Below are 25,789 nucleotides of genomic sequence, written 5' to 3' on the forward strand. Positions count from 1 at the left end.
ACCCCTACTTCTCGGTGATCTCTCCGCTGCTCTCCCGTTCGCTGCTGCTGACCCTGGAGCCGCTGACCGACGAGGACATCCGCGGGCTGCTCCACCGCGCCCTGGCCGAGGAGCGGGGCCTGGCGGGGGAGGTGACGCTGCCCGAGGACTCCGAGGGGCATCTGCTGCGGATCGCCGGGGGCGACGCCCGGCGGGCGCTGACGGCGCTGGAGGCCGGCGCCGGCGCGGCGCTCGCCAAGGGCGAGTCCGCGATCTCGCTGGCCACCGTGGAGGAGGCGGTCGACCGGGCCGCGGTGAAGTACGACCGTGCCGGGGACCAGCACTACGACGTGGCCAGTGCGCTGATCAAATCCATCCGGGGCTCCGACGTGGACGCCGCGCTGCACTACCTCGCGCGGATGATCGAGGCCGGCGAGGACCCCCGGTTCATCGCACGGCGTCTGATGATCTCCGCGAGCGAGGACATCGGGCTGGCGGATCCGACGGCGCTGCAGACGGCGGTCGCCGCGGCGCAGGCCGTCGCCCTGATCGGCTTCCCCGAGGCGCGGATCACCCTCGGCCAGGCGACGGTGGCGCTCGCCCTGGCACCGAAGTCGAACGCGGCCTACCTGGCGATCGACGCGGCGTTGGCGGACGTCCGCGCGGGGCTGGCCGGACCCGTACCGGCGCACCTGCGGGACAGTCACTACCAGGGCTCGCAGAAGCTCGGCCACGGCGCGGGCTACCAGTACCCGCACGACCTGCCGGGCGGGATCGCAGCGCAGCAGTACGCACCCGACGCGGTGCACGGGCGGCGGTACTACGAACCCACCCGCTACGGCGCCGAGGCCCGCTACGCCGACATCGCCGACCGGGTCCGCGCCCGGCTGCGCGGCGAGGGGGACTGAGCCGCAGGGCGGGACGGGCGCGCCGCGGTGCGGCACCCGGCCGATGCGCCGCAGCCCGCCGACAGCCCGCCCCGTCCGCGGGTCCGCTCCGGGTCCCGGACGCCGACCGCGCCGACGGCGGGGTCCGGGACCGGCGCCGCGCAGACCGCGGACGGCGCCGGGCCGTTCCCGGGCAGCCCGCGGGCGCGGCCGTCAGCCGCCCGCGGCGAACAACCCGTGCATCGCGCGGCGCAGTTCGGCCACCGTGCCGACCGGTTCGGCGAACTCGAAGCGGACGTCCGCGCAGGCTCCTTGCGCGCTCCAGCCCCGCACCCGCAGCCCGAACCGGTCGAGCGCCACCGGCACCGCCTGCTCCCACCCCTGGCAGGCGCACAGCCCGTGCACCTGCTCCTGGTGGGCGGCGGCCAGGTGCTGCAGCAGCTCTGCCTCGTGGACGGCGAGCGGGTCGGGCGCGGCGGCGGCGAAGGCGTCGGGTTCCACGGACTCCGCGCCCCACAGGTCGTCGATCCAGCATTCGCCGACCTCCAGCCGCAGCATCCGCCGCGAGGTCCCCGCGACCGGAGCCGAGGGGGCCGCTTCGGCGAGCAGCCGGGCGCAGATGGCGCGGTCCTCGCCGCGCACCGGGGTGAGCCAGCCGGCGATCCAGGCGCGGCCCCGCACCCGGTGCGGTACGGAGACGGGTGCCACATCCGTGATCTCCATCACCGCGGTGAGGTCGTCGTCCTGCGCGTACGCGCTCACCCGGGCCTCCGGCGCGTCCGCGGCGACCAGCAGCAGGACGTCGCCCTCCGGGGTGACGGCATGGGCCTGGGGGACGCCCGAGCCGGGTTCCCGCAGGTCGGGCTCGGCTCCGGGAATGGTCAGCAGGGCGGATACGCTGGATTGTGCGAGGGTTCGTACACGTTCGGCGGCGGTCGGCCGCCGGGCGTCTTCCACGGGACGCGGCTGTTCCTCCTCGGCGTCGGTGCCGGGCAGGGGGATCCCAGGTCGAAACATGCGTACTCCTCGGCTAAGGTAAGGCTCACCTAACTTACACGGAGGTCCGTTCAACGTGAACCAGTCGCGTCCCAAGGTCAAGAAGTCGCGTGCCCTGGGCGTCGCGCTGACCCCGAAGGCCGTCAAGTACTTCGAACAGCGCCCGTACCCGCCCGGGGAGCACGGCCGGGGCCGCAAGCAGAACAGTGACTACAAGGTCCGGCTGCTGGAGAAGCAGCGCCTGCGCGCCCAGTACGACATCAGCGAGAGCCAGATGCGCCGCGCCTACGAGCGCGCCCGCAAGACCGAGGTCAAGACGGGTGAGGCCCTGGTCATCGAGCTGGAGCGGCGGCTGGACGCGCTCGTGCTCCGCTCCGGCCTGGCCCGCACGATCTACCAGGCCCGGCAGATGGTGGTGCACGGCCACATCGCGGTCAACGACCGCAAGGTCGACAAGCCCTCCTTCCGCGTCCGTCCCGACGACGTGGTGATGGTCCGCGAGCGCAGCCGCAGCAAGCACCCCTTCCAGGTCGCCCGCGAGGGCGGCTACGCGGGCGAGGGCGAGACCCCGCGCTACCTCCAGGTCAACCTGCAGGCGCTCGCCTTCCGTCTGGACCGGGACCCCAACCGCAAGGAGATCCCGGTGATCTGCGACGAGCAGCTCGTGGTCGAGTACTACGCCCGCTGACCGTCCGCTGCGGCCCAGCCCCGCCAGCCCGCCTGCCCGGCGCCGGTTCCCGGTACGGGCACGGCGGGCTGCGGCGTTCCCGGGCGCCCGGCGGCGCGGGCGCGCCGGGGCGATGCGCCTCCGCCGCCCCGGAATGCGGTACGGACGCGGCGGTCCGGCGCGATAGGGTCGTCACCGCGTACGCCGCCGCGGTCGGCCACCCGGCGAGCGGCGGCCGACCCCCATGACCTCAAGGGAAGCGGTGCAGCGTGTCCGGTGGAGAAGTGGCCGGCCTCCTCGTGGCCGTCTTCTGGGCGATCCTGGTGTCGTTCCTCGCCGTCGTGCTGGTGAGGCTCGCGCAGACGCTCAAGGCGGCGACCAAGCTGGTGACAGGTGTGACGGAACAGGCGGTCCCCCTCCTGGGAGAGGCGTCGGCGACCGTCCGTTCCGCGCAGACCCAGCTCGACCGCGTCGACGCCATCGCGACGGACGTCCAGGAGGTCACCTCCAACGCCTCGGCGCTCTCCTCCACCGTCTCGAGCACCTTCGGCGGCCCGCTCGTCAAGGTCGCCGCCTTCGGCTACGGCGTGCGCCGCGCCCTGGGGCGCAAGGACGGGCCGGCACAGGAGCAGCGCGCGGGCCGCGGCGTCGTCGTCGGCCGCACCGTACCCGCCGCCCGCCGCGGCGGCCGCAAGCGTGGAAGGGGCTGAGTCCGGATGATCCGCCGTGCCTTCTGGTTCACCACCGGCGCCGCAGCCGGTGTCTGGGCCACCACCAAGGTCCAGCGCAAGATCCGCAGCCTCGCGCCGGACGCGCTGGCGCTGCGCGCCGCCGACAAGGCCGTCGAAGGCGGCCACCGGCTGAGGGAGTTCGCACTCGACGTGCGCGCGGGCATGGCCCAGCGGGAGGGCGAACTCAAGGACGCGCTCGGCCTGTCGGCCCCCGAGGAGGCCGACCGGTACCGGGAGCTCCCGGCCGGGCCCGCCACCCCGCTCCCGCGGCAGCAGGAGCGGACCGTGCTGCGCGGGCAGGCCGGACGGCCGCCCGGCGGCGCGCTCCCTGCCCGCCCGGACCACCAGGGCCACCAGTCCACCCCCAACCACCCGAACGACCGGAATGAGGACCACTGATGGAGTCGGCTGAAATCCGCCGCCGCTGGCTGCGCTTCTTCGAGGAGCGGGGGCACCATGTGGTGCCATCGGCGTCGCTGATCGCGGACGACCCGACGCTGCTGCTGGTCCCCGCCGGCATGGTGCCGTTCAAGCCGTACTTCCTGGGCGAGGTCACCCCGCCCTGGCAGCGGGCCACCAGCGTGCAGAAGTGCGTGCGGACGCCGGACATCGAAGAGGTCGGCAAGACCACCCGGCACGGCACCTTCTTCCAGATGTGCGGCAACTTCTCCTTCGGGGACTACTTCAAGGAGGGGGCCGCGAAGCTCGCCTGGGAGCTGCTGACCTCCTCGCCGGAGCAGGGCGGCTACGGGCTCGACCCCGAGCGGCTGTGGATCACCGTCTACGAGCAGGACGACGAGGCCGAGCGCATCTGGCGCGAGGTCGTCGGCGTGCCCCCCGAGCGCATCCAGCGCCTGGGGATGGAGGAGAACTACTGGTCCATGGGTGTACCCGGCCCGTGCGGACCGTGCTCGGAGATCAACTACGACCGCGGCCCCGAGTTCGGCCCCGAGGGCGGCCCCGCCGTCAACGACGAGCGCTACGTCGAGTTGTGGAACCTCGTCTTCATGCAGTACGAGCGCGGCGAGGGCACCACCAAGACCGACTTCGAGATCCTCGGCGAGCTGCCCAGCAAGAACATCGACACCGGGCTCGGCCTGGAGCGCCTGGCGATGGTCCTGCAGGGCGTGCACAACATGTACGAGATCGACACCTCGCGCGCCGTCATCGACAAGGCCACCGCGCTGACCGGGGTCGCCTACGGCGCCGCCGAGGACACCGACGTGTCGCTGCGCGTGGTCTGCGACCACATCCGCACCTCCGTCATGCTCATCGGTGACGGGGTCACTCCCGGCAACGAGGGCCGCGGCTATGTGCTGCGCCGCATCATGCGCCGCGCGATCCGCAACATGCGCATCCTGGGCGCCACCGGCCCGGTCGTCGAGGACCTGATCGACGTCGTCATCACGACGATGGGCCGGCAGTACCCGGAGCTGATCACCGACCGGAAGCGCATCGAGGCCGTCGCGCTCGCCGAGGAGGCCGCCTTCCTCAAGACGCTGAGGGCCGGTACCAACATCCTCGACACCGCCGTCACCGAGACCCGGACGGCGGGCAGCACCGTGCTGCCCGGTGACAAGGCGTTCCAGCTCCACGACACCTGGGGCTTCCCCATCGACCTCACCCTGGAGATGGCTGCCGAGCAGGGCCTGTCGGTGGACGAGCAGGGCTTCCGCCGGCTGATGAAGGAGCAGCGGGAGCGCGCCAAGGCCGACGCCAGGGCGAAGAAGACCGGCCACGCCGACCTGTCGGCCTACCGCGAGATCGCCGACACCGCCGGGTCCACCGACTTCACCGGCTACGCCGGCACCTCCGGCGAGGCCACGGTCGTCGGCCTGCTGGTACACGGGATCTCCGCACCCGCCGCCGGCGAGGGCGACGAGGTCGAGGTCGTCCTGGACCGCACCCCGTTCTACGCTGAGGGCGGCGGCCAGCTCGCCGACACCGGCCGCATCCGGCTGGAGGGCGGCGCCGTCGTGAAGGTGCGCGACGTCCAGCAGCCGGTGCCCGGTGTCAGCGTGCACAAGGGCTCGGTGCAGGTCGGCGAGGTCACCGTCGGCTCGTCCGCCTACGCGGAGATCGACGGGGACCGGCGCCGCTCCATCGCCCGGGCGCACAGCGCCACCCACCTCACTCACCAGGCGCTGCGCGACGCGCTCGGTCCGACGGCCGCGCAGGCCGGTTCGGAGAACGCCCCGGGGCGGTTCCGCTTCGACTTCGGTTCGCCCGCCGCCGTACCCGGCACGGTGCTCACCGACGTCGAGCAGAAGATCAACGAGGTGCTGGCCCGGGAACTCGACGTGCACGCCGAGTACATGGGCATCGACGACGCCAAGAAGCAGGGCGCGCTGGCCGAGTTCGGCGAGAAGTACGGCCAGACCGTGCGCGTGGTGACCATCGGCGACTTCTCCAAGGAGCTGTGCGGCGGCACGCACGTGCACAACACCGCGCAGCTCGGCCTGGTCAAGCTGCTGGGCGAGTCGTCCATCGGCTCGGGTGTGCGCCGCGTCGAGGCGCTGGTCGGGGTGGACGCCTACAAGTTCCTCGCCCGCGAGCACACCGTCGTCTCCCAGCTGACCGAGCTGCTCAAGGGCCGCTCCGAGGACCTGCCCGAGCGGGTCTCCGGGATGCTGGGCAGGCTGAAGGACGCCGAGAAGGAGATCGAGCGGTTCCGCGCCGAGAAGGTGCTGCAGGCGGCCGCGGGGATCGCCGGGGACGCCAAGGACGTGCGGGGCACCGCGCTGGCCGCGGCCCGGGTGCCGGACGGCACCGCGGCCGACGACCTGCGCACCCTGGTGCTGGACGTCCGCCAGCGGCTCGGCAGCCGTCCCGCCGTCGTCGCGCTGTTCGCCGTCACAGGCGGGCGCCCGCTCACCGTCATCGCCACCAACGAGGGGGCCAGGGAGTCCGGGCTCCGCGCCGGTGACCTGGTGCGCGCGGCCGCCAAGACGCTCGGGGGCGGTGGCGGCGGCAAGCCGGACGTCGCGCAGGGGGGCGGCCAGAACCCGGAGGCCGTGGACGAGGCCGTGGCCGCGGTGGAGCGGCTGGTCGCCGAGGCCGGGGGCAACGCCTGATGGTTCCCGGCGCGTCCGAGGAGGCCGCGCCCTTCCGGCGCGGCCGGCGGCTCGCCGTGGACGTCGGGGACGCCAGGATCGGGGTCGCCTCCAGCGACCCCGACGGGGTCCTGGCCACCCCGGTGGAGACGGTTCCGGGGCGGGACGTCCCGGCCGCCCGGCGCCGGCTGGCGGCGCTGGTCGCGGAGTACGAGCCGTTGGAGGTCGTCGTCGGGCTGCCGCGTTCGCTGCACGGCGGGGAGGGCCCGGCGGCCGCCAAGGTCCGTGAATTCGCGCAGGAGTTGGCGAAAAACATCACACCCGTTCCGGTCCGGCTCGTCGACGAACGGCTGTCGACGGTCACGGCCGCGCAGGGGATGCGGGCCTCCGGAGTCGGTGCCAAAAAGGGACGTTCACGTATCGACCAGGCGGCCGCCGTGGTGATCCTGCAGAGCGCGCTGGAGACCGAGCGGACCTCCGGCCGGCCTCCGGGGCAGTGCGTCGAAGTGGTTGTCTGATCGCTGTACGGTAACGTTCCGCGCGACACGGCAGCCGCCACTGCACCACCCGGCGCGCCCGGACGCAGTGCGTCCGTGCGGGTCCCGGGGCAGCTCCGGTGCGCGTCACCGGCTGCCGCTCTCGCGTGGCAAGGGGATCGATGACTGAGTACGACCAGGGCCATGGCTCCCAACCGTGGCACCCTGACGACCCCCTCTACGGGGACCAGGAGTGGAACGCGGCCCAGCAGGCCGGGTACCAGGACGGCTGGCACCAGGTTCCGCAGCAGGGGCAGTATTCCGGCCACCCCGGGCCCCCGTACGCCGAGCAGCAGTACCCGCAGCAGTACGCACCCGGCGGCTGGGACGGCACCGGACAGCAGGCCCCTGCCGGCGGACCCGGGTACGTCCCCGGACACCCGGCGCCCCCGCATGCCGGGCACTACGCGGATCCCTACGCCGCGGACGGATACGGCGCCGGCGGTCATTCCACGGGCGAGTACCCGAGCGGTGGGTACGCCACCGGCGGGTATCCGGCCGGATACCCGGCCGGGAGCCATCCGGCCGGTGCCTACCCCGCCGCGGGCCACGGCACGGGCGAGCACTCCGTCGGCGGCCTCCACCCGCAGTACTCCGGCGCTCCGTACGCGCCCGGTGAGTACCCCTCCGGCCCGTACCCCGGGGGCCACCACACCGGCGAATACCCGACCGGCGAATACCCGACCGGTGCGTACCCCGCCGAACCGCAGCCCGGCCACTACGGCGGCCAGGGCGGCTACCCGCCCGCCCCCGCGGACCCGCAGCAGCAGCCGGTGCCCCGGCCGCGGGAGGCGCCGGAACCGGACCCGGAGACGGGCTGGGACCCGGGCCCGGACCAGGGCGAGCACGCCTTCTTCGCGGACCGCGACGAGGACTACGACGAAGACGATCACTACGACGGGCACGACGACCGGGGCCGCCGGGGCCGGGAGCGCGGCGGCAGGACCAAGCGCCGGCGCGGCTGCGGGCTGGTCATCGCCGTCGCGCTCGTGGCCGGGGTGGGGGTCGTCGGCTACGTCGGCCACGACTTCTACCAGAGCCACTTCGGGGCGGCTCCCGACTACTCGGGCAGCGGTTCCGGCGAGGTCATGGTCGACATCCCGGCGGGCGCCTCGCTCGCCGAGATGGGGCAGGTCCTCAAGAAGGGGGGCGTGGTCAAGAGCCCGGGTGCCTTTGTGGAAGCGGCCGAGGGCAACGAGAAGGCCCAGAGCATCCAGGCCGGTACCTACACCCTCCGCAAGCGGATGTCCGGCGCGGACGCCGTGGCGATGATGCTCGACCCGGCCAGTCAGAACGGCCTCATCGTCGCCGAGGGCTGGCGTGCCTCGAAGATCTACGCCGAGATCGACAAGAAGCTGGACGTCGCCGAGGGGACCACGAAGAAGGCGGCCGAGTCCGGCGACATCGGCCTGCCCGACTGGGCGGACGGCAAGCCGGAAGGTTTCCTCTTCCCCTCCAAGTACAGCATCGGCAAAGCGAGCAAGCCGCGGGACGTGCTGCGCAAGATGGTCAAGCGGGCCGAGTCCGAGTACGCCAGGACCGGGCTGGAGGAGAAGGCCGAGAAGAGCGGCAGGACGCCGCGGGAGATCCTCACCATCGCCTCGCTCGTCCAGGCCGAGGCCCAGCAGGACCACGAGTTCGGCAAGGTCTCCCGCGTCATCAGCAACCGCCTCGACGAGGACATGCGACTGGGCTTCGACTCCACCATCAACTACGCGATGGGGCGCTCGACCCTGAACACCTCGGTCGCCGACACCAAATACCCCTCGCCGTACAACACCTACCTGCACAAGGGGCTCCCGCCGGGCCCGATCGGCAACCCCGGGCACCAGGCGATAGAAGCGGCACTCAAGCCGACCGAGGGCGACTGGCTGTACTTCGTCACGGTCAAGCCCGGCGACACCCGCTTCACCGACAGCGCGCAGGAACACCAGAAGAACGTCGAAGACTTCAACGAGGAACAGCGCAAGAAGAAGGAGGCGGGGGGCTGATGCCGGCCACCACCGGGCAGGAGGCCAGGCGTGCCGCCGTCCTCGGATCACCGGTCGCCCACTCCCTCTCGCCGGTGCTGCACCGGGCCGCCTACGCCGAGCTGGGCCTCGGCAACTGGACCTATGACCGGTATCAGGTGGACGAGCAGGGCATCGGCGACTTCCTCGCCCGCCTGGACGACCGGGCGGGCCGATGGGCGGGGCTGTCCCTGACCATGCCGCTGAAGCGGGCCGTCATCCCGCTTCTCGACGGGATCAGCCCGACGGCCGCCTCCGTGGAAGCCGTCAACACCGTGCTCTTCACCGAGGACGGGCGCCGCACCGGGGACAACACCGACGTCCCGGGCATGGTCGCCGCGCTCCGGGAGCGGGGCATCAGCACCGTCGAGAGCGCCACCGTGCTGGGCGCGGGCGCCACCGCCTCCTCCGCGCTGGCCGCCCTCGTGCAGGTCTGCGGGGGCGGGAGCGGCACGACCGGTGAGATCGGCGAGATCGGCGAGATCACCGTCTATGTGCGCAGCGCCGAGCGCGCCCGTGAGATGCGGGGCTGGGGGGAGCGGCTCGGAGTGGCCGTACGGACGGCCGACTGGGCACGGGCCGCCGAGGGGCTGGGGGCGCCGCTGGTCATCTCCACCACTCCCGCCGGCGCCACCGACGGGCTCGCCGCCGCCGCACCCGCCGTGGGCGGCACCCTCTTCGACGTCCTCTACGACCCGTGGCCGACCGCCCTGGCCGCCGCCTGGAACGGCCCCGTCCTGGGCGGCCTCGACCTGCTGGTGCACCAGGCCGTGCTCCAGGTGGAGCTGATGACCGGCCGAGGACCCGCACCGCTCGCCGCCATGCGGGCGGCCGGCGAGGCGGAGCTGGCGGCCCGCGCGGGATGACCCGGCGGCCGTCGGGCCGCCCGGCCGGTCCCCGGGGGGCCACAGGCCGGTTCCGGCAGCCGCGGGCGCTGCCCACATGGCGGGACGGTACGGGCTTGGGGCAAGCGCCTCAGCGGCGGCATGGGAGGATCGTGCGCAGGAACGTGGACGGGCCGCGAAGCGGCCGAGAGGAGCACCGTTGAGCAGGTTGCGCTGGCTGACCGCGGGGGAGTCGCACGGCCCCGCACTCGTGGCGACCCTGGAGGGGCTGCCCTCCGGCGTCCCGGTGACCACCGACATGGTCGCCGACGAGCTGGCCCGGCGCCGCCTGGGCTACGGCCGCGGCGCCCGGATGAAGTTCGAGCGCGACGAGGTCACCTTCCTCGGCGGCGTACGGCACGGCCTCAGCCTCGGGTCGCCGGTGGCGGTCATGGTGGGCAACACCGAGTGGCCCAAATGGCAGCAGGTGATGGCGGCCGATCCGGTCGACCCCGCGGAGCTGGAGCAGTCGGCCCGCAACGCCCCGCTCACCCGGCCCCGGCCCGGCCACGCTGACCTCGCGGGGATGCAGAAGTACGGCTTCGACGAGGCCCGGCCGATCCTGGAGCGCGCCTCGGCCCGCGAGACCGCGGCGCGCGTCGCGCTCGGCACGGTGGCGCGCTCGTACCTGCGGGAGACCACCGGCGTCGAGATCGTCTCGCACGTGGTGGAACTGGGCGCGGCGCAGGCGCCGTACGGCACCGTCCCGGAGCCGGGTGACGTGGCCCGGCTGGACGCCGACCCGGTGCGCTGCCTGGACGCCGCGGCGAGCGAGGCGATGGTCGCGCAGATCGACCAGGCGCACAAGGACGGCGACACCCTCGGCGGCGTCGTCGAGGTCGTGGCGCACGGCGTACCCGTCGGCCTGGGCTCGCACGTGCACGGGGACCGGCGGCTGGACTCGCGGCTGGCCGGGGCGCTCATGGGGATCCAGGCCATCAAGGGCGTGGAGCTGGGCGACGGCTTCGCCCTGGCCCGGGTGCCCGGCTCCCAGGCGCACGACGAGATCGTCCCGGGCCCGGACGGCATCCGCCGGGCTTCCGGGCGCAGTGGCGGCACCGAGGGCGGTCTGTCCACCGGCGAGCTGCTGCGGGTACGCGCCGCGATGAAGCCGATCGCGACCGTGCCGCGTGCCCTGGCCACCGTCGACGTGCGCACCGGCGAAGCCGACAAGGCGCACCACCAGCGGTCCGACGTGTGCGCCGTGCCCGCGGCGGGGATCGTGGCCGAGGCCATGGTCGCGCTGGTGCTCGCGGACGCGGTGGCCGAGAAGTTCGGCGGGGACAGCGTCACCGAGACCCGCCGCAACGTCCGCGGCTTCCTCGACAACCTGGAGATCCGGTGACCGGGCCCCTCGTCGTGCTCGTCGGCCCGATGGGGGTCGGCAAGTCGACCGTCGGCGCGATCCTCGCCGAGCGGCTCGGTGTGACCTGCCGCGACACCGACCGGGACGTCGCGGAGCAGGCGGGCAAGTCCGTCTCGGACCTCTTCCTGGAGGAGGGCGAGCCGCACTTCCGCGAGCTGGAGCGGGCGGCCGTGGCCGCCGCGCTGAGCGAGCACCGCGGAGTGCTCGCCCTCGGCGGCGGCGCCGTCCTCGCCGAGGAGACCAGGGCGCTGCTGGCCGGACGGCCGGTCGTGTTCCTGGAGATGGGGCTGACCGAGGCCGTCAAGCGTGTCGGGCTGGACGCTCCGCGCCCCCTGCTCGTCATCAACCCGCGGCAGCAGTGGCGCAGGTTGATGGAGGAGCGCAGACCGCTCTACACCGAGGTGGCCCGCGTCGTCGTCAGTACCGAGGACCGCACGCCCGACCAGGTCGCCGACGAGATCCTCACCGCCCTTCAGCTACCGTCCACCCAGCCGGAGAAGCAGCAATGACAACCCAGGACTCCGCCGTCACCCGGATCGCCGTCCGCGGCTCGGCGGGCACCGACCCCTACGACGTGCTCGTGGGACGGCAGCTCCTCGGCGAACTCCCCGCTCTGATCGGCGCCGACGCGCAGCGGGTCGCCGTCCTGCACCCCGAGGCGCTGGCCTCGACCGGGGAGGCGCTGCGCGAGGACCTGGCGGGCCAGGGGTACGAGGCCATCGCCGTCCAGTTGCCCAACGCCGAGGAGTCCAAGACCGCGGAGGTCGCGGCCTACTGCTGGAAGGCACTGGGCCAGACCGGATTCACCCGTACCGACGTGATCGTCGGGGTCGGCGGCGGGGCCACCACCGACGTGGCCGGTTTCGTCGCGGCCACCTGGCTGCGCGGGGTGCGCTGGGTCGCGGTGCCGACCACCGTGCTGGGCATGGTGGACGCCGCGGTGGGCGGCAAGACCGGTATCAACACCGCCGAGGGCAAGAACCTGGTGGGCGCCTTCCATCCGCCCGCCGGGGTGCTGTGCGACCTCGCGGCGCTGGAGTCGCTGGGGGTGCACGACTACGTCAGCGGCCTCGCGGAGGTCATCAAGGCGGGTTTCATCGCCGATCCGGCCATCCTGGAGCTCATCGAGTCCGACCCGGCGGCCGCGCGGACGCCCGAGGGCCCGCACACCGCCGAGCTGATCGAACGCTCGATCAGGGTGAAGGCGGAGGTGGTCTCCGAGGACCTGAAGGAGTCGGGCCGCCGCGAGATCCTCAACTACGGGCACACCCTCGGCCACGCGATCGAGAAGAACGAGCGCTACGACTGGCGGCACGGTGCGGCCGTCTCGGTCGGCATGGTCTTCGCCGCCGAACTCGGCCGGATCGCCGGCCGTCTCGACGACGCGACGGCCGACCGGCACCGCGCGGTGCTGGAGTCGGTCGGGCTGCCCGTCAGCTACCGCGGCGACCAATGGCCCAAGCTGCTGGAGACCATGAAGGTCGACAAGAAGTCCCGCGGCGACCGGCTGCGCTTCATCGTGCTCGAAGGACCGGCCAAGCCGGCCGTCCTGGAGAGCCCCGACCCCGCGATGCTGCTGGCGGCGCACGCCGAGATCGCCGCCTGACATCCTGTCCGGAACCGGCGCCGCCCCGGGCGGCCCGGGGCCTCCGCCCCGCCCACCGGGCGGGGCGGAGGCGGCCGGTCGCGCGGGAACCGGGGGACCCGGCGCGCGCGTCGGGCACTCGGGAGCGGACCCGGCCGTTCACACCGAGACGGGCGGGGAAGGTACCGTCAGTATTCGCACAACACTCGGCGTTGCGCCGCAACGCCTTCACACGCGGGACGGAGTTGGGGTCCGGATGCAGCACAACGGTGCCCAAGGCGCCTACGGAGGCTACGGGGCGCAGTGGCCCGCACCCCCGCCGGCCCCAGGTGCCCGTTCGGCACCGGAACCGGTGCCGCAGCACCCCCATCCGCAGGCGCCACCGCCGCGACCGCACCCTCAGGCCCCTCCGCCGCAGCCTCCTCACCCTCATGCCCCGGCGGCCCCGGCCCCCCAGCCTGCGCAGCCGCCGCAGCCCGCACAGCCGCCCCAGCAGCACACGCGCCCCGTTCCGGACCGGGCTCCGGCCGAGTCCGCGCCGCCCGCGCCCCCGGCGGGCGCACCCCCGCAGCCGCGCAGCGCGCCGCCCGGGGGAGAGTCGACGGGCCACGTCAAGCTGCCCCCGGGCGCGCCGGTCGAGGTCCCGGCCCCCGGCGCCACCCCGGCCCAGTTGGACGCCACCCGGGCCGCGGTCGCCGTCCTGCTGATCGGTCCGGCTGGTGCGGGCAAGACCACGGTCGCCCGCTACTGGGCCGGGCACCGAGCGGTCCCCACGGCCCACATCAGCCTCGACGACGTACGCGAGTGGGTGCACTCGGGCTTCGCCGACCCGCAGACGGGCTGGAACGAGAACTCCGAGGCCCAGTACCGCCTGGCCCGGCGGACCTGCGGCTTCGCGGCCCGCAACTTCCTGGCCAACGGCATCTCCTGCATCCTGGACGACGCGGTCTTCCCCGACTGGCCCGTCATCGGGCTCGGCGGCTGGAAGCGGCACGTGGGCCCCGGCCTCATCCCCGTGGTGCTGCTGCCCGGACTGGACATCGTCCTGGAGCGGAACGCGGAGCGCTCCGGCAACCGGCGGCTCTCCGACGAGGAGGTGGCGCACATCCACGGCCGGATGGCGGGCTGGTACAGCTCCGGGCTGCCGATCATCGACAATTCCCGGCAGGACGTGGCCAGCACCGCGCACATGCTGGACAACGTGGTCGCCCGCAGCCTGGCCAGCCCGGTGAGCTGGTGACCGGCGACGGCAGCACTGCTGTGCGGACCTCTCCCGCGGGCGCTCCCCGAGGTGGCCGCCGGGCCCGGAGCGGCCCGGCGCTCCCGGCGGCCGCCCCGCCGTTCGGCAGGTGAGCTGACGATCGTTCCCGGGTCGCCCGCACGGCCGTGTCCGGGCGGCCGTCCGGCCGGGCGCTGCGTACCCTCGGCATATGTCCGAGGTGCATGTCTCCCGCCGTGCCCGGCTGCGTGACCGCTGCGCGGCGAGCACCGCCCACGACGGTCCCGCCGACGCGGTGCTGATCTCCCGTCCCGCCAATGTCCGGTACCTGACCGGCCGTGCCGCGCCCGGCAGCGTCCTGCTGCTGGGTCCGGACGGCGCGGACACCCTGGTGTCGGCTCCGGGAGAGGGCCCGGCGAACGGTGCCCATCCGGCCGACGACCTGCGCGAGCTCACCCTGGAGGTGCCGAGCGGGGCGGAGTCCGCCGAGGCGCACGGTGCCGCCGGGTACGACGCCGCCGTGGCCGCCGCCGGGATCGCCGAACGGAGCGGTGCCGGTGCGCTGGCCGTGGAGGAGCATCATCTGACCGTCGCGCGGCACCGGGCGCTGGCGGCCGTCGCGCCCTCGGTGCGGCTCGCGGACCTCGGGCTGGCGGTGGAGCAGCAACGGGTGATCAAGGACGAGGAGGAGATCTCCGCGCTGCGGGTCGCCGCCGAGATCACCGATCAGGCCCTCGGTGAGCTGCTGGAGTCGATCCTGGTGGGTCGCACCGAACGGCATCTCGCGCTGGAGCTGGAGCGCCGGCTCATCGACCACGGCGCCGAGGGCGCCGCGCTCCCCACCTCGGTCGCGGCCGGCCCCAACTCCGGGCTGCCCGGTCACCGGCCGACCGACCGGCGGGTGGAGGAGGGGGATTTCCTCGCCGTCCGGCTGGGTGCCCGCTACCGCGGCTACGGCTGCCAGATCGGCCGTACCTTCGTCATCGGCACGGCGCCCGAGACCTGGCAGATCGAGCTCTACGACACCGTTTTCGCCGCTCAGCGGGCTGCCCGGGAGTCGCTGGGGCCGGGTACCGAGTGCCGTGAGGTGGACCGCGCCGCGCGCCAGGTGCTGGCGGCGGCGGGGCACGGGGCGGCGCTGGGGGAATCGACGGGCCACGGGGTCGGCCTGGAAATCGGTGAGGACCCTCGGCTGTCGCCCGAGGCCGTGGGTAAACTGGACGCTTGTGTGCCGGTCACCGTCCAACCGGGGGTCCATCTCCCGGGCCGGGGCGGTGTCCGGATCGACGACACACTCGTCGTCCGCCCACAGGCGGACGGCGGACCCGAGCTACTCACCATCACGACCAAGGAGCTGCTCGCCCTCTAGCCCCCGCGGGGGCTCAGCCCACGGGCCGTCGGAGGCGTGGCAGTCGCCCTGGTCTCCGCAGCAGTCTCAGGAGATTCCGCAACCGTGGCATCCACGAACGACCTCAAGAACGGCATGGTGCTCAAGCTCGACGGCGGCCAGCTCTGGTCCGTTGTCGAGTTCCAGCACGTCAAGCCCGGCAAGGGGCCGGCTTTTGTCCGTACGAAGCTGAAGAACGTCCTCTCCGGCAAGATCGTCGACAAGACGTTCAACGCGGGCACCAAGGTCGAGACGGCCACCGTGGACCGACGGGACATGCAGTTCTCGTACATGGACGGCGACTACTTCGTCTTCATGGACATGCAGACCTTCGATCAGCTCCACATCGACCGCAAGACCGTCGGTGACGCGGCCAACTACCTGATCGAGGGCTTCGACGCCACGGTCGCGCAGCACGAGGGCGAGGTGCTCTACGTGGAGCTGCCCGCCGCGGTCGAGCTCAAGATCAAGCACACCGAACCGGGCGTCCAGGGTGACCGCTCCACCGGTGGCTCCAAGCCCGCCGAGCTGGAGACGGGCTACAGCATCCAGGTGCCGCTCTTCATCACCACCGATGAGAAGATCAAGGTCGACACGCGCTCCGGTGAGTACCTCGGCCGGGTGAACAGCTAACCGTGGCCGCACGCAACAAGGCCCGCAAGCGCGCCTTCCAGATCCTCTTCGAGGCCGACCAGCGCGGCGCCGACGTGCGCACCGTGCTCGCGGACTGGTTGCGGCTCGCCCGGACGGATTCCCGGCAGCCGCCGGTCTCCGAGTACACGATGACCCTCGTCGAGGGCTACGCGGGCAACGCCGCGCGTATCGACGAGCTGCTGTCCACCTACGCGGTCGACTGGACCCTGGACCGGATGCCCGATGTGGACCGGGGCATCCTGCGGCTGGGCCTCTACGAGCTGCTGTGGGTGGACGAGGTACCCGACGCGGTCGCGATCGACGAGGCCGTTCAGCTCGCCAAGGAGTTCTCGACGGACGAGTCGCCCGGTTTCATCAACGGCCTGCTCGGCCGGTTGAAGGAGCTCAAGCCGACGCTCCTGCGCTGACACCCGCCCGCCGCGACGGGGAGAGTTTCCGCTCTTCCCGCCGGCAGGGGGTGTCCCGGCCCGGTGGCCGGGGGCAGCGGTGTATCCGGCGAGGGCAGCGGCATCCCGGCCCGGAGGCAGCAGTATCCCGGCCCGGAGGCCGGGGAGAAGCGGCCGCGGCGGCCGGGAGAGCGGCCGCGTGAAACGAACCGGCGGTGCCGGACCGACCAGGATCCGTCCGAGGACGGGTGGGGCCGGTCCGGCACCGCCGGTCTGCGCCGCGGAGCGGATCGCCGTCGCGCGGCGGGCAGGGAGCCCGGCGCGGACGGATGTGCTGCCCGACGTCGAGGGGCGGACCCCCGACGGGACGGAGGGGGTGCGCCTCCTCGCCGAGGGGTCAGACCTCTTCGTGCGAGACGGCCCGGCGGGCGTCCGCGTCGAGCACGCCCCAGCCGATGAGCTGCTCCGTCAGCACGGAGGGCGACTGGTCGTAGATGACGGCCAGGGTCCGCAGGTCGTCCTGGCGGATGGAGAGGACCTTGCCGTTGTAGTCCCCGCGCTGCGACTGGATCGTCGCCGCGTACCGCTGGAGCGGACCCGCCTTGTCGGCCGGTACGTGGGCCAGGCGCTCCAGGTCGAGCACCAGCTTCGGCGGCGGCTCGGCGGCCCCGCCCGGAGTGGTGCCCGGCAGCAGCTCCTGCACCGGCACTCCGTAGAAGTCGGCCAGCTCGGCGAGGCGCTGCACGGTCACGGCCCGGTCGCCGCGCTCGTACGAGCCCACCACGACCGCCTTCCAGCGGCCCTGGGACTTCTCCTCGACACCGTGGAGGGAGAGACCTTGCTGGGTACGGATGGCGCGGAGCTTGGCTCCGAGCTGTTTGGCGTATTCGCTGGACATATGGCTCCCCGGACGCTGTTTCGCTGAGCGGCTGCGCCATGCGGTTCGCTGCGCCGCGCGCTTCGTAACTCACTGTGAGGTTACGCAGCGTAATGTGCCGCGTCAAGCCGAGGGGGGCCGAACGGCTGGCTCCGCCCCCTCGCACGGACCGGTGAGCGGGCCCTGGTAGCGTTGACGGGCAACAGCAAGACGTCCTTTAAGGCCCGTCCCGTGAGGCGGGGAAGGAGGTCCGATTCTTCATGGACGACCACACTCCGAGCCTGCATCCGGCGCGACCCGTGCTGGAGGCCCCGGACATCATGCGGGTGCTCACCCGCATCGCCCACGAGATCGTCGAGCGCGCCAAGGGCGCCGACGACGTGGTACTTCTCGGCATTCCCACCCGCGGCGTCTTCCTCGCCCGGCGGCTGGCCGCCAAGCTCCAGGAGATCACCGGCAGCACGGTCCCGGTCGGCTCGCTCGACATCACGATGTACCGGGACGATCTCCGCCTCGGCCCCGCGCGGGCCCTCGCGCACACCGAGATCCCGGCCGACGGGATCGACGGACGGCTCGTCGTGCTCGTCGACGACGTGCTCTATTCCGGCCGCACCATTCGTGCCGCTCTGGATGCCCTGGGTGACATCGGCCGCCCGCGAGCGGTGCAACTGGCCGTCCTCGTGGACCGCGGTCACCGCGAGCTTCCGATCCGCGCCGACTACGTCGGCAAGAACCTGCCCACCTCGCAGCGCGAGACCGTCAAGGTCCAGCTCACCGAAGAGGACGGGCACGACGGCGTCCTGCTCGGCACCCGGTCCCCCGTGTCCGAGGCGTCCGGCGCGACGTCCGAGGCGGCGTCCGGCGCCGGAAGAACGGCAGGCGCGCGCCCCGGCACCGCCCCGGCGGGCTAGCGCCCGCTTCGTCCCGCCGCACGCGCCCGCGCGGGTGCGCATGCCGCCACGCGCGGCACACCACCGCGCGCCACGGCGCACGCTCTCCCCGGTCTGCCCGCACGCGCACGCTGCCCCGGCGCGCCCGCGCGCGAGCTCTCGCGACGACCTCACATCCCACCCACGGAAGGCCCAAGGCAACAGATGAAGCGTCACCTCATCTCGGCCGCCGACCTCACCCGCGACGACGCCGTCCTCATCCTCGACACCGCCGAGGAGATGGCCCGGTTCGCCGACCGGCCGATCAAGAAGCTGCCCACCCTGCGCGGCCGCACCATCGTCAACCTCTTCTTCGAGGACTCCACCCGCACCCGGATCTCCTTCGAAGCGGCCGCCAAGCGGCTGTCCGCCGACGTCATCAACTTCTCCGCCAAGGGCTCCTCCGTCTCCAAGGGCGAGTCCCTCAAGGACACCGCGCTGACCCTGGAGGCCATGGGGGCCGACGCCGTGGTCATCCGGCACCACGAGTCCGGGGCCCCGCACCGGCTGGCCACCTCCGAGTGGATCGGCGGCTCCGTCGTCAACGCCGGTGACGGGACCCACGAGCACCCCACCCAGGCACTGCTGGACGCCTTCACCGTGCGCCGCCGGCTGGTGGGCCGGGAGGGGGCCGCCCTCGACGGCCGGCGCATCACGATCGTGGGCGACATCCTGCACAGCCGGGTGGCCCGCTCCAACGTCCATCTGCTCAGCACCCTGGGCGCCCAGGTCACCCTCGTCGCGCCGCCCACCCTGCTGCCCATCGGCGTGGAGCGCTGGCCGTGCGAGGTCTCCTACGACCTGGACGCCGTCGTGGCCAAGTCCGACGCCGTGATGATGCTGCGCGTCCAGCGGGAGCGGATGAACGCGGCCTTCTTCCCCACCGAGCGTGAGTACGCCCGCCGCTACGGCCTCGACGGCGAGCGCATGGCGCGGATGCCCGAGCACGCCGTGGTGATGCACCCCGGGCCGATGAACCGCGGTATGGAGATCACCGCCGAGGTGGCCGACTCGCCCCGCTGCACCGCGGTCGAACAGGTCGCCAACGGCGTCAGCATCCGGATGGCCGTGATGTACCTGCTGCTCGGCGGCGCCGAACCGGCCCTCTCCCGCTCCGAGGAGAGCCGCACCGAGGCCGCGCCCCCCGAAGCCGTGCCCGCCGAGGCCGCATCCACCGCGGCAGCCCGCACCGGGGCAGCCCGTACCGAGGAGGACAACTGAGATGACTGAGCAGAAGAAGACGCTGCTGCGCGGTGCCAAGGTCCTCGGCGGCGAGCCGCAGGACGTCCTGATCGAGGGCACGCAGATCGCCGGTGTCGGACCGGGGCTGGAGACGGCCGGCGCTGAGGTGGTCGAGACCGGCGGCGCCGTGCTGCTGCCCGGCCTGGTCGATCTGCACACCCATCTGCGCGAGCCCGGCCGCGAGGACTCCGAGACCGTGCTGACGGGCACCCGGGCCGCCGCCAAGGGCGGCTACACCGCCGTGCACGCCATGGCCAACACCTTCCCCGTCGCCGACACCGCCGGAGTGGTCGAGCAGGTGTGGCGGCTCGGCAAGGAGTACGGCTACTGCGACGTGCGCCCCGTCGGCGCCGTCACCGTCGGCCTGGAGGGCAAGCAGCTCGCCGAGCTGGGGGCCATGCACGACTCCGCCGCCGGGGTGCGGGTCTTCTCCGACGACGGCAAGTGCGTCGACGACGCGGTGATCATGCGGCGTGCGCTGGAGTACGTGAAGGCGTTCGACGGCGTCGTCGCCCAGCACGCCCAGGAGCCGCGGCTGACCGCCGGTGCCCAGATGAACGAGGGCATCGTCTCGGCCGAGCTGGGTCTGCAGGGCTGGCCCGCGGTCGCCGAGGAGTCGATCATCGCCCGGGACGTGCTGCTCGCCGCGCACGTCGGCTCGCGGGTGCACATCTGCCACCTGTCGACCGCCGGCTCCGTGGAGATCGTGCGCTGGGCCAAGTCCAAGGGCTGGAACGTGACCGCCGAGGTCACCCCGCACCATCTGCTGCTCACCGACGAACTCGTCCGGTCCTACGACCCCGTCTACAAGGTCAACCCGCCGCTGCGCACCGAGGCCGACGTGCTGGCGCTCCGCGAGGCGCTGGCCGACGGCACCATCGACTGCGTCGCCACCGACCACGCCCCGCATCCGCACGAGGACAAGGACTGCGAGTGGGGTGCGGCCGCCATGGGCATGGTCGGCCTGGAGACCGCGCTGTCCGTGGTGCAGCACACCATGGTCGACACCGGGCTGCTGGACTGGGCGCAGGTCGCCGACCGGATGTCCCACCGGCCCGCCGCCATCGGCCGCCTGGCGGGCCACGGCCGCCCCGTCTCACCCGGTGAGCCGGCGAACCTGGTTCTTCTCGACGCGGACTACCGTGGACAGGTGGACCCCGCGGGCTTCGCCTCCCGCAGCGCCAACACCCCCTACCAGGGGCGTGAGCTGCCCGGCCGCGTCATCCGGACCTGGCTGCGGGGTCGGCCGACGGTCGTCGACGGGAACCTCGTGTGAGCAGTGTGAGCGGTGTGAGTGCAACAACCAACCTCCCCCTGCTCGGCCTCGCCGCCGAGCAGAAGTCGCAGCAGGTCACCGACTGGGCCGCCCGGATCGGCTGGGTCGTGGGCCTCCTCCTGTTCATCGCGCTCCTCTACTGGCTGATGCGGCAGGGCTGGAAGTGGCGCGGCACCCTCCAGGGCGACCTGCCGGAGCTGCCGCAGCGGCCCGAGCACACCGGCGAGCCGCTGCTGACCGCCACCGGCCGCTACCACGGCTCCACGAGCGCGGGCCAGTGGCTCGACCGGATCGTCGCGCACGGTCTGGGCACCCGCAGCCGCGCCGAGCTGACGCTCACCGCGCGGGGACTGGACGCCCTCCGGCCCGCGGCGCAGGACTTCTTCGTCCCCGCCGACCGGCTGCGCGGCGCCCGCCTCGACACCGGCATCGCCGGCAAGGTGCTCACCGAGGGCGGCCTGCTGGTCGTCACCTGGGAGCACGGCGGACGGCGGCTGGACTCCGGATTCCGCCTCGACCACTCGGCCGACCAGGTCCGATGGGTCGAGAAGATCAACACAATGTGCGGCGACAACGGCGTCGCGGCAATGCAGCAGCACAAGGAAGGCGCATGATGACGACCTCCACCAGGGGAGCGACCGGAACCACGGCGGAACCCGCCCTTCTCGTCCTGGAGGACGGCCGCACCTTCCGCGGGCGCGCCTACGGGGCCGTGGGGGAGACCTTCGGCGAAGCCGTGTTCTCCACCGGGATGACCGGGTACCAGGAGACCCTCACCGACCCCTCCTACCACCGCCAGGTCGTCGTCATGACGGCCCCGCACGTCGGCAACACCGGCGTCAACGACGAGGACCCCGAGTCGGCCCGCATCTGGGTGGCCGGCTACGTCGTCCGCGACCCCGCGCGCACCCCCTCCAACTGGCGTGCCACCCGCACCCTGGACCAGGAGCTGCGCGACCAGGGCGTGGTGGGCATCAGCGGAGTCGACACCCGCGCCCTCACCCGCCACCTGCGCGAGCGCGGCGCCATGCGCGTCGGGATCTTCTCCGGCGGGGCCTGCGCGGACGGCGAGGAGAAGCTGCTGGCCCGGGTGCGGGAAGCGCCCGCGATGAAGGGCGCCGACCTCGCGGGCGAGGTCGCGACCCGGCAGGCGTACGTGGTCCCCGCGGTCGGCGAGAAGCGCTTCACCGTGGCGGCGGTCGACCTCGGCATCAAGGGCATGACCCCGCAGCGGATGGCCGAGCGCGGTGCGGAGGTGCACGTGCTCCCCGCCACCGCCACGGCCGAGGACCTCTACGCCGTGGCGCCCGACGGCGTCTTCTTCTCCAACGGCCCCGGTGACCCGGCCACCGCCGAGCACCCGGTGGCCCTGATGCGCGAGGTCCTGGACCGCGGCACCCCGCTGTTCGGCATCTGCTTCGGCAACCAGATCCTCGGCCGCGCCCTCGGGTTCGGCACCTTCAAACTCAAGTACGGCCACCGCGGGATCAACCAGCCCGTACAGGACCGTACGACCGGCAAGGTCGAGGTCACCGCGCACAACCACGGCTTCGCCGTGGACGCGCCGCTCGACCGCGTCACCGAGACCCCCTACGGACGTGCCGAGGTCTCGCACGTCTGTCTGAACGACGGCGTGGTCGAGGGGCTGCAGCTCCTCGACAGGCCCGTCTTCAGCGTCCAGTACCACCCCGAAGCGGCAGCGGGACCGCACGACGCCGCCTACCTGTTCGACCGCTTCGTCAAGCTCATGGAGGACCAGCGTGCCTAAGCGCACCGATATCCAGTCCGTCCTGGTCATCGGCTCAGGACCGATCGTCATCGGGCAGGCCGCCGAGTTCGACTACTCCGGCACCCAGGCGTGCCGCGTGCTCAAGGCCGAGGGCCTGCGCGTGATCCTGGTCAACTCCAACCCGGCCACGATCATGACCGACCCGGAGATCGCCGACGCCACCTACGTCGAACCGATCACTCCCGACTTCGTCGAGAAGATCATCGCCAAGGAGCGCCCCGATGCGCTGCTGCCCACCCTCGGCGGCCAGACGGCGCTCAACACCGCGATCTCCCTGCACGAGGCGGGCACCCTGGACGCCCACGGCGTCGAGCTGATCGGCGCCAACGTCGACGCCATCAACAAGGGCGAGGACCGGGACCGGTTCAAGGAGGTCGTCGAGGCCGTCCGCGGCAAGATCGGGCACGGCGAGTCCGCGCGCTCCTACATCTGCCACTCCATGGACGACGTGCTGAGCGGCGTCGAGGAACTCGGCGGCTACCCGGTCGTCGTACGCCCCTCCTTCACCATGGGCGGCGCCGGCTCCGGCTTCGCCCACGACGAGGAGGAGCTGCGCCGCATCGCCGGACAGGGCCTCACCCTCTCGCCCACCACCGAGGTGCTCCTGGAGGAGTCCATCCTCGGCTGGAAGGAGTACGAGCTGGAGCTGATGCGCGACCACAACGACAACGTCGTGGTCGTCTGCTCCATCGAGAACTTCGACCCGATGGGCGTGCACACCGGCGACTCGATCACCGTCGCGCCCGCGATGACGCTCACCGACCGCGAGTACCAGATCCTCCGGGACATCGGGATCGCGGTCATCCGCGAGGTCGGCGTCGACACCGGCGGCTGCAACATCCAGTTCGCCGTCAACCCCGCCGACGGCCGCATCGTCGTCATCGAGATGAACCCGCGGGTCTCCCGGTCCTCGGCGCTCGCCTCCAAGGCCACCGGCTTCCCCATCGCGAAGATCGCCGCGAAGCTCGCGGTGGGCTACACGCTGGACGAGATCCCCAACGACATCACCGAGGAGACCCCGGCCTCCTTCGAGCCCACGCTCGACTACGTCGTGGTCAAGGCCCCCCGGTTCGCCTTCGAGAAGTTCCCCGCCGCGGACTCCCGGCTGACCACCACCATGAAGTCGGTCGGCGAGGCCATGGCCATCGGCCGGAACTTCACCGAGGCGCTGAACAAGGCGCTGCGCTCGCTGGAGAAGAAGGACAGCCAGTTCGACTTCGCCACCCCGGTCGCCGAGCTCGGCGACAAGGCCGAGCTGCTCGTCGAGGCCGAGCGCCCCACCGACGGCCGGATCAACACCGTGATGGCCGCCATCCGGGCCGGCGCCACGGCGCAGGAGGTCTTCGACGCGACGAAGATCGACCCCTGGTTCATCGACCAGCTCTTCCTCGTCAAGGAGACGGCCGACGAGATCGCCGCTGCCCCCGAGCTGAGCCCGGCGATGTTCGCAGAGGCGAAGCGGCACGGCTTCTCGGACGCGCAGATCGCCGCCGTCCGCTCGCTCCGCGAGGACGTGGTGCGCGAGGTGCGGCACGCGCTGGGCATCCGCCCCGTCTACAAGACCGTGGACACCTGCGCGGCCGAGTTCGCCGCCCGGACGCCGTACTTCTACTCCTCCTACGACGAGGAGAGCGAGGTCGCACCCCGCGAGAAGCCCGCGGTGATCATCCTCGGCTCCGGGCCCAACCGCATCGGCCAGGGCATCGAGTTCGACTACTCGTGCGTCCACGCCTCCTTCGCGCTGGGCGACGCCGGGTACGAGACCGTGATGGTCAACTGCAACCCGGAGACCGTCTCCACCGACTACGACACCTCCGACCGGCTCTACTTCGAGCCGCTCACCCTGGAGGACGTCCTGGAGGTCGTCCACGCCGAGCAGCAGGCCGGCCCGGTCGCCGGAGTGCTCGTCCAGCTCGGCGGCCAGACCCCGCTGGGGCTCGCCCAGGCGCTCAAGGACAACGGCGTGCCCATCGTCGGCACCTCGCCGGAGGCCATCGAGCTGGCCGAGGAGCGCGGCGCGTTCGGCCGGGTGCTCACCGAGGCCGGACTGCCCGCCCCCAAGTACGGCACGGCCTTCTCCTTCGAGCAGGCCAAGGGCATCGCCGCCGAGATCAACTACCCCGTCATGGTCCGCCCCTCCTACGTGCTGGGCGGCCGCGGCATGGAGATCGTCTACGACGAGGCGTCGCTGGAGTCCTACCTGGAGCGGCACGCCGGGCTGATCGAGCAGCATCCGGTCCTCATCGACCGGTTCCTCGACGACGCCATCGAGATCGACGTGGACGCCCTCTACGACGGCCACGAGCTCTACCTCGGCGGCGTCATGGAGCACATCGAGGAGGCGGGCATCCACTCGGGCGACTCCGCCTGCGCGCTGCCCCCGATCACCCTCGGCGGCTACGACATCAAGCGGCTGCGCGCCTCCACCGAGGCCATCGCCCGCGGGGTCGGGGTGCGGGGACTGATCAACATCCAGTTCGCGATGGCCGGCGACATCCTCTACGTGCTGGAGGCCAATCCGCGCGCCTCCCGCACGGTGCCGTTCACCTCCAAGGCCACCGCCGTTCCGCTCGCGAAGGCCGCGGCCCGGGTGTCGCTGGGCGCCACCCTCGCCGAGCTGCGCGCCGAGGGCCTGCTGCCGGCCGAGGGCGACGGCGGCGACCTGCCGCTGGACGCGCCGATCTCCGTCAAGGAGGCGGTCATGCCCTGGAGCAGGTTCCGCGATGTGCAGGGCCGCGGCGTGGACACCGTGCTGGGCCCGGAGATGCGCTCGACCGGCGAGGTGATGGGCATCGACTCGGTGTTCGGCACCGCCTACGCCAAGTCCCAGGCCGCTGCGTACGGGGCCCTGCCGGGCAAGGGCCGGGCGTTCGTCTCGGTCGCCAACCGGGACAAGCGCTCGCTGATCTTCCCGGCGCGGGAGCTGGTGGCCATGGGCTTCGAGCTGCTGGCGACCTCCGGTACCGCGGAGGTCCTCAAGCGCAACGGGATCAACGCCACCGTGGTCCGCAAGCAGAGCCAGGGCACCGGCCCGGCCGGGGAGCCGACCATCGTGCAGCTCATCCACGACGGCGAGGTCGACCTGATCGTGAACACGCCGTACGGCACGGGCGGCCGGCTGGACGGCTACGACATCCGCACGGCGGCCGTCGCCCGGGCGGTTCCCTGCCTGACGACCGTGCAGGCACTGGCCGCCGCCGTGCAGGGCATCGACGCGATGGCCCGCGACGAGGTCAGCGTGCGCTCGCTGCAAGAGCACGCCCGGCACCTGGTCGCCTCCCGCAGGAGCTGACCCCGGTCCCGTCCGTCCCGTCCCCGTCCGGAGCCCCGGAGGCGC

The 25,789-nt window shown here is 72.7% G+C and carries 23 protein-coding genes; 21 read left to right on the forward strand and 2 right to left on the reverse strand.

Annotation, left to right across the window (positions count from 1 at the left end):
* Nucleotides 1–887 (forward strand): AAA family ATPase (locus tag BMX65_RS26580; RefSeq protein WP_075002900.1); only part of this gene is annotated, 887 nt, incomplete at its 5' end.
* A gap of 192 nt (nt 888–1,079) precedes the next feature.
* Here BMX65_RS26580 and BMX65_RS26585 read toward each other — a convergent pair.
* Complete coding sequence (locus BMX65_RS26585) at nt 1,080–1,883, reverse strand: DUF2470 domain-containing protein (RefSeq protein WP_239501875.1); 804 nt, start codon at nt 1,881–1,883, stop codon at nt 1,080–1,082.
* A 55-nt stretch (nt 1,884–1,938) separates the two neighbouring features.
* Between BMX65_RS26585 and rpsD the strand changes: the two genes are divergently transcribed.
* The 14 genes from rpsD (at nt 1,939) to nusB (ending at nt 16,360) form a co-directional block, all read left to right on the forward strand.
* Complete coding sequence (rpsD, locus tag BMX65_RS26590; protein WP_075002901.1) at nt 1,939–2,550, forward strand: 30S ribosomal protein S4; 612 nt, start codon at nt 1,939–1,941, stop codon at nt 2,548–2,550.
* 248 nt (nt 2,551–2,798) lie between these two features.
* The gene (locus BMX65_RS26595) at nt 2,799–3,239 is read left to right on the forward strand and encodes a DUF948 domain-containing protein (RefSeq protein WP_075002902.1); all 441 of its coding nucleotides are present in this window, start codon (nt 2,799–2,801) and stop codon (nt 3,237–3,239) included.
* A gap of 6 nt (nt 3,240–3,245) precedes the next feature.
* Nucleotides 3,246–3,659 (forward strand): DUF6167 family protein, encoded by a 414-nt coding sequence (locus BMX65_RS26600; protein ID WP_075002903.1) that lies wholly within the window; start codon nt 3,246–3,248, stop codon nt 3,657–3,659.
* On the forward strand, nt 3,659–6,334 hold the full coding sequence (gene alaS / locus BMX65_RS26605) for an alanine--tRNA ligase (protein ID WP_075002904.1): 2,676 nt from the start codon (nt 3,659–3,661) through the stop codon (nt 6,332–6,334). The genes BMX65_RS26600 and alaS overlap by 1 nt, the downstream gene beginning before the upstream one ends.
* On the forward strand, nt 6,334–6,831 hold the full coding sequence (gene ruvX / locus BMX65_RS26610; RefSeq protein WP_075002905.1) for a Holliday junction resolvase RuvX: 498 nt from the start codon (nt 6,334–6,336) through the stop codon (nt 6,829–6,831). Before alaS ends, ruvX begins: the two co-directional genes overlap by 1 nt.
* A gap of 140 nt (nt 6,832–6,971) precedes the next feature.
* Nucleotides 6,972–8,840 (forward strand): endolytic transglycosylase MltG, encoded by a 1,869-nt coding sequence (gene mltG / locus BMX65_RS26615; RefSeq protein WP_075002906.1) that lies wholly within the window; start codon nt 6,972–6,974, stop codon nt 8,838–8,840.
* Nucleotides 8,840–9,724 carry a shikimate dehydrogenase gene (locus BMX65_RS26620; RefSeq protein ID WP_075002907.1) on the forward strand — a complete coding sequence of 295 codons (885 nt, stop codon included), beginning with the start codon at nt 8,840–8,842 and terminating at the stop codon, nt 9,722–9,724. Before mltG ends, BMX65_RS26620 begins: the two co-directional genes overlap by 1 nt.
* A gap of 178 nt (nt 9,725–9,902) precedes the next feature.
* Nucleotides 9,903–11,087, forward strand: coding sequence for a chorismate synthase (aroC, locus tag BMX65_RS26625; protein WP_075002908.1), 1,185 nt, complete (start codon nt 9,903–9,905; stop codon nt 11,085–11,087).
* Nucleotides 11,084–11,617, forward strand: a complete 534-nt coding sequence (locus BMX65_RS26630) for a shikimate kinase (RefSeq protein WP_075002909.1) — start codon at nt 11,084–11,086, stop codon at nt 11,615–11,617. The genes aroC and BMX65_RS26630 overlap by 4 nt, the downstream gene beginning before the upstream one ends.
* Nucleotides 11,614–12,714 (forward strand): 3-dehydroquinate synthase, encoded by a 1,101-nt coding sequence (gene aroB / locus BMX65_RS26635; protein ID WP_075002910.1) that lies wholly within the window; start codon nt 11,614–11,616, stop codon nt 12,712–12,714. Before BMX65_RS26630 ends, aroB begins: the two co-directional genes overlap by 4 nt.
* A 235-nt stretch (nt 12,715–12,949) precedes the next feature.
* Nucleotides 12,950–13,933, forward strand: coding sequence for an AAA family ATPase (locus tag BMX65_RS26640; RefSeq protein ID WP_075002911.1), 984 nt, complete (start codon nt 12,950–12,952; stop codon nt 13,931–13,933).
* 190 nt (nt 13,934–14,123) lie between these two features.
* Nucleotides 14,124–15,281, forward strand: coding sequence for an aminopeptidase P family protein (locus tag BMX65_RS26645; RefSeq protein ID WP_075002912.1), 1,158 nt, complete (start codon nt 14,124–14,126; stop codon nt 15,279–15,281).
* A gap of 84 nt (nt 15,282–15,365) precedes the next feature.
* Nucleotides 15,366–15,932, forward strand: coding sequence for an elongation factor P (gene efp, locus BMX65_RS26650; protein WP_075002913.1), 567 nt, complete (start codon nt 15,366–15,368; stop codon nt 15,930–15,932).
* Nucleotides 15,933–15,934: 2 nt separating this feature from the next.
* Nucleotides 15,935–16,360, forward strand: coding sequence for a transcription antitermination factor NusB (nusB, locus tag BMX65_RS26655; protein ID WP_075002914.1), 426 nt, complete (start codon nt 15,935–15,937; stop codon nt 16,358–16,360).
* 376 nt (nt 16,361–16,736) lie between these two features.
* Here nusB and bldD read toward each other — a convergent pair whose 3' ends face one another.
* On the reverse strand, nt 16,737–17,237 hold the full coding sequence (gene bldD, locus BMX65_RS26660; RefSeq protein WP_019356149.1) for a transcriptional regulator BldD: 501 nt from the start codon (nt 17,235–17,237) through the stop codon (nt 16,737–16,739).
* A 239-nt stretch (nt 17,238–17,476) separates the two neighbouring features.
* Here bldD and pyrR point away from each other — a divergent pair, with 239 nt between their 5' ends.
* The 6 genes from pyrR (at nt 17,477) to carB (ending at nt 25,744) form a co-directional block, all read left to right on the forward strand.
* A complete protein-coding gene (gene pyrR, locus BMX65_RS26665) occupies nt 17,477–18,127 on the forward strand; it encodes a bifunctional pyr operon transcriptional regulator/uracil phosphoribosyltransferase PyrR (protein WP_075002915.1) in 651 nt (216 codons plus the stop codon).
* Nucleotides 18,128–18,310: 183 nt separating this feature from the next.
* Complete coding sequence (locus tag BMX65_RS26670) at nt 18,311–19,366, forward strand: aspartate carbamoyltransferase catalytic subunit (protein ID WP_075002916.1); 1,056 nt, start codon at nt 18,311–18,313, stop codon at nt 19,364–19,366.
* A gap of 1 nt (nt 19,367) precedes the next feature.
* Complete coding sequence (locus BMX65_RS26675) at nt 19,368–20,663, forward strand: dihydroorotase (protein WP_075002917.1); 1,296 nt, start codon at nt 19,368–19,370, stop codon at nt 20,661–20,663.
* Nucleotides 20,664–20,677: 14 nt separating this feature from the next.
* Complete coding sequence (locus BMX65_RS26680) at nt 20,678–21,277, forward strand: PH-like domain-containing protein (protein ID WP_075003013.1); 600 nt, start codon at nt 20,678–20,680, stop codon at nt 21,275–21,277.
* The gene (gene carA / locus BMX65_RS26685) at nt 21,277–22,431 is read left to right on the forward strand and encodes a glutamine-hydrolyzing carbamoyl-phosphate synthase small subunit (protein ID WP_075002918.1); all 1,155 of its coding nucleotides are present in this window, start codon (nt 21,277–21,279) and stop codon (nt 22,429–22,431) included. The genes BMX65_RS26680 and carA overlap by 1 nt, the downstream gene beginning before the upstream one ends.
* On the forward strand, nt 22,424–25,744 hold the full coding sequence (carB, locus tag BMX65_RS26690) for a carbamoyl-phosphate synthase large subunit (protein WP_075002919.1): 3,321 nt from the start codon (nt 22,424–22,426) through the stop codon (nt 25,742–25,744). The genes carA and carB overlap by 8 nt, the downstream gene beginning before the upstream one ends.
* The last annotated feature ends 45 nt before the right edge of the window (nt 25,745–25,789 follow it).

The organism is Streptomyces qinglanensis, assembly GCF_900111245.1.
In the GTDB taxonomy this organism is placed as follows: domain Bacteria; phylum Actinomycetota; class Actinomycetes; order Streptomycetales; family Streptomycetaceae; genus Streptomyces; species Streptomyces qinglanensis.

Excerpts from the sequence above, each read along its gene's own strand:
- carA (WP_075002918.1), top strand. The coding sequence starts at position 21,277 with ATGACGACCTCCACCAGGGGAGCGACCGGAACCACGGCGGAACCCGCC.
- ruvX (WP_075002905.1), top strand. The coding sequence starts at position 6,334 with ATGGTTCCCGGCGCGTCCGAGGAGGCCGCGCCCTTCCGGCGCGGCCGG.
- BMX65_RS26600 (WP_075002903.1), top strand. The coding sequence starts at position 3,246 with ATGATCCGCCGTGCCTTCTGGTTCACCACCGGCGCCGCAGCCGGTGTC.
- mltG (WP_075002906.1), top strand. The coding sequence starts at position 6,972 with ATGACTGAGTACGACCAGGGCCATGGCTCCCAACCGTGGCACCCTGAC.
- alaS (WP_075002904.1), top strand. The coding sequence starts at position 3,659 with ATGGAGTCGGCTGAAATCCGCCGCCGCTGGCTGCGCTTCTTCGAGGAG.
- bldD (WP_019356149.1), bottom strand. The coding sequence starts at position 17,237 with ATGTCCAGCGAATACGCCAAACAGCTCGGAGCCAAGCTCCGCGCCATC.
- BMX65_RS26585 (WP_239501875.1), bottom strand. The coding sequence starts at position 1,883 with ATGTTTCGACCTGGGATCCCCCTGCCCGGCACCGACGCCGAGGAGGAA.
- BMX65_RS26645 (WP_075002912.1), top strand. The coding sequence starts at position 14,124 with ATGTCCGAGGTGCATGTCTCCCGCCGTGCCCGGCTGCGTGACCGCTGC.
- BMX65_RS26675 (WP_075002917.1), top strand. The coding sequence starts at position 19,368 with ATGACTGAGCAGAAGAAGACGCTGCTGCGCGGTGCCAAGGTCCTCGGC.
- aroB (WP_075002910.1), top strand. The coding sequence starts at position 11,614 with ATGACAACCCAGGACTCCGCCGTCACCCGGATCGCCGTCCGCGGCTCG.
- BMX65_RS26620 (WP_075002907.1), top strand. The coding sequence starts at position 8,840 with ATGCCGGCCACCACCGGGCAGGAGGCCAGGCGTGCCGCCGTCCTCGGA.
- pyrR (WP_075002915.1), top strand. The coding sequence starts at position 17,477 with ATGGACGACCACACTCCGAGCCTGCATCCGGCGCGACCCGTGCTGGAG.
- BMX65_RS26640 (WP_075002911.1), top strand. The coding sequence starts at position 12,950 with ATGCAGCACAACGGTGCCCAAGGCGCCTACGGAGGCTACGGGGCGCAG.
- BMX65_RS26670 (WP_075002916.1), top strand. The coding sequence starts at position 18,311 with ATGAAGCGTCACCTCATCTCGGCCGCCGACCTCACCCGCGACGACGCC.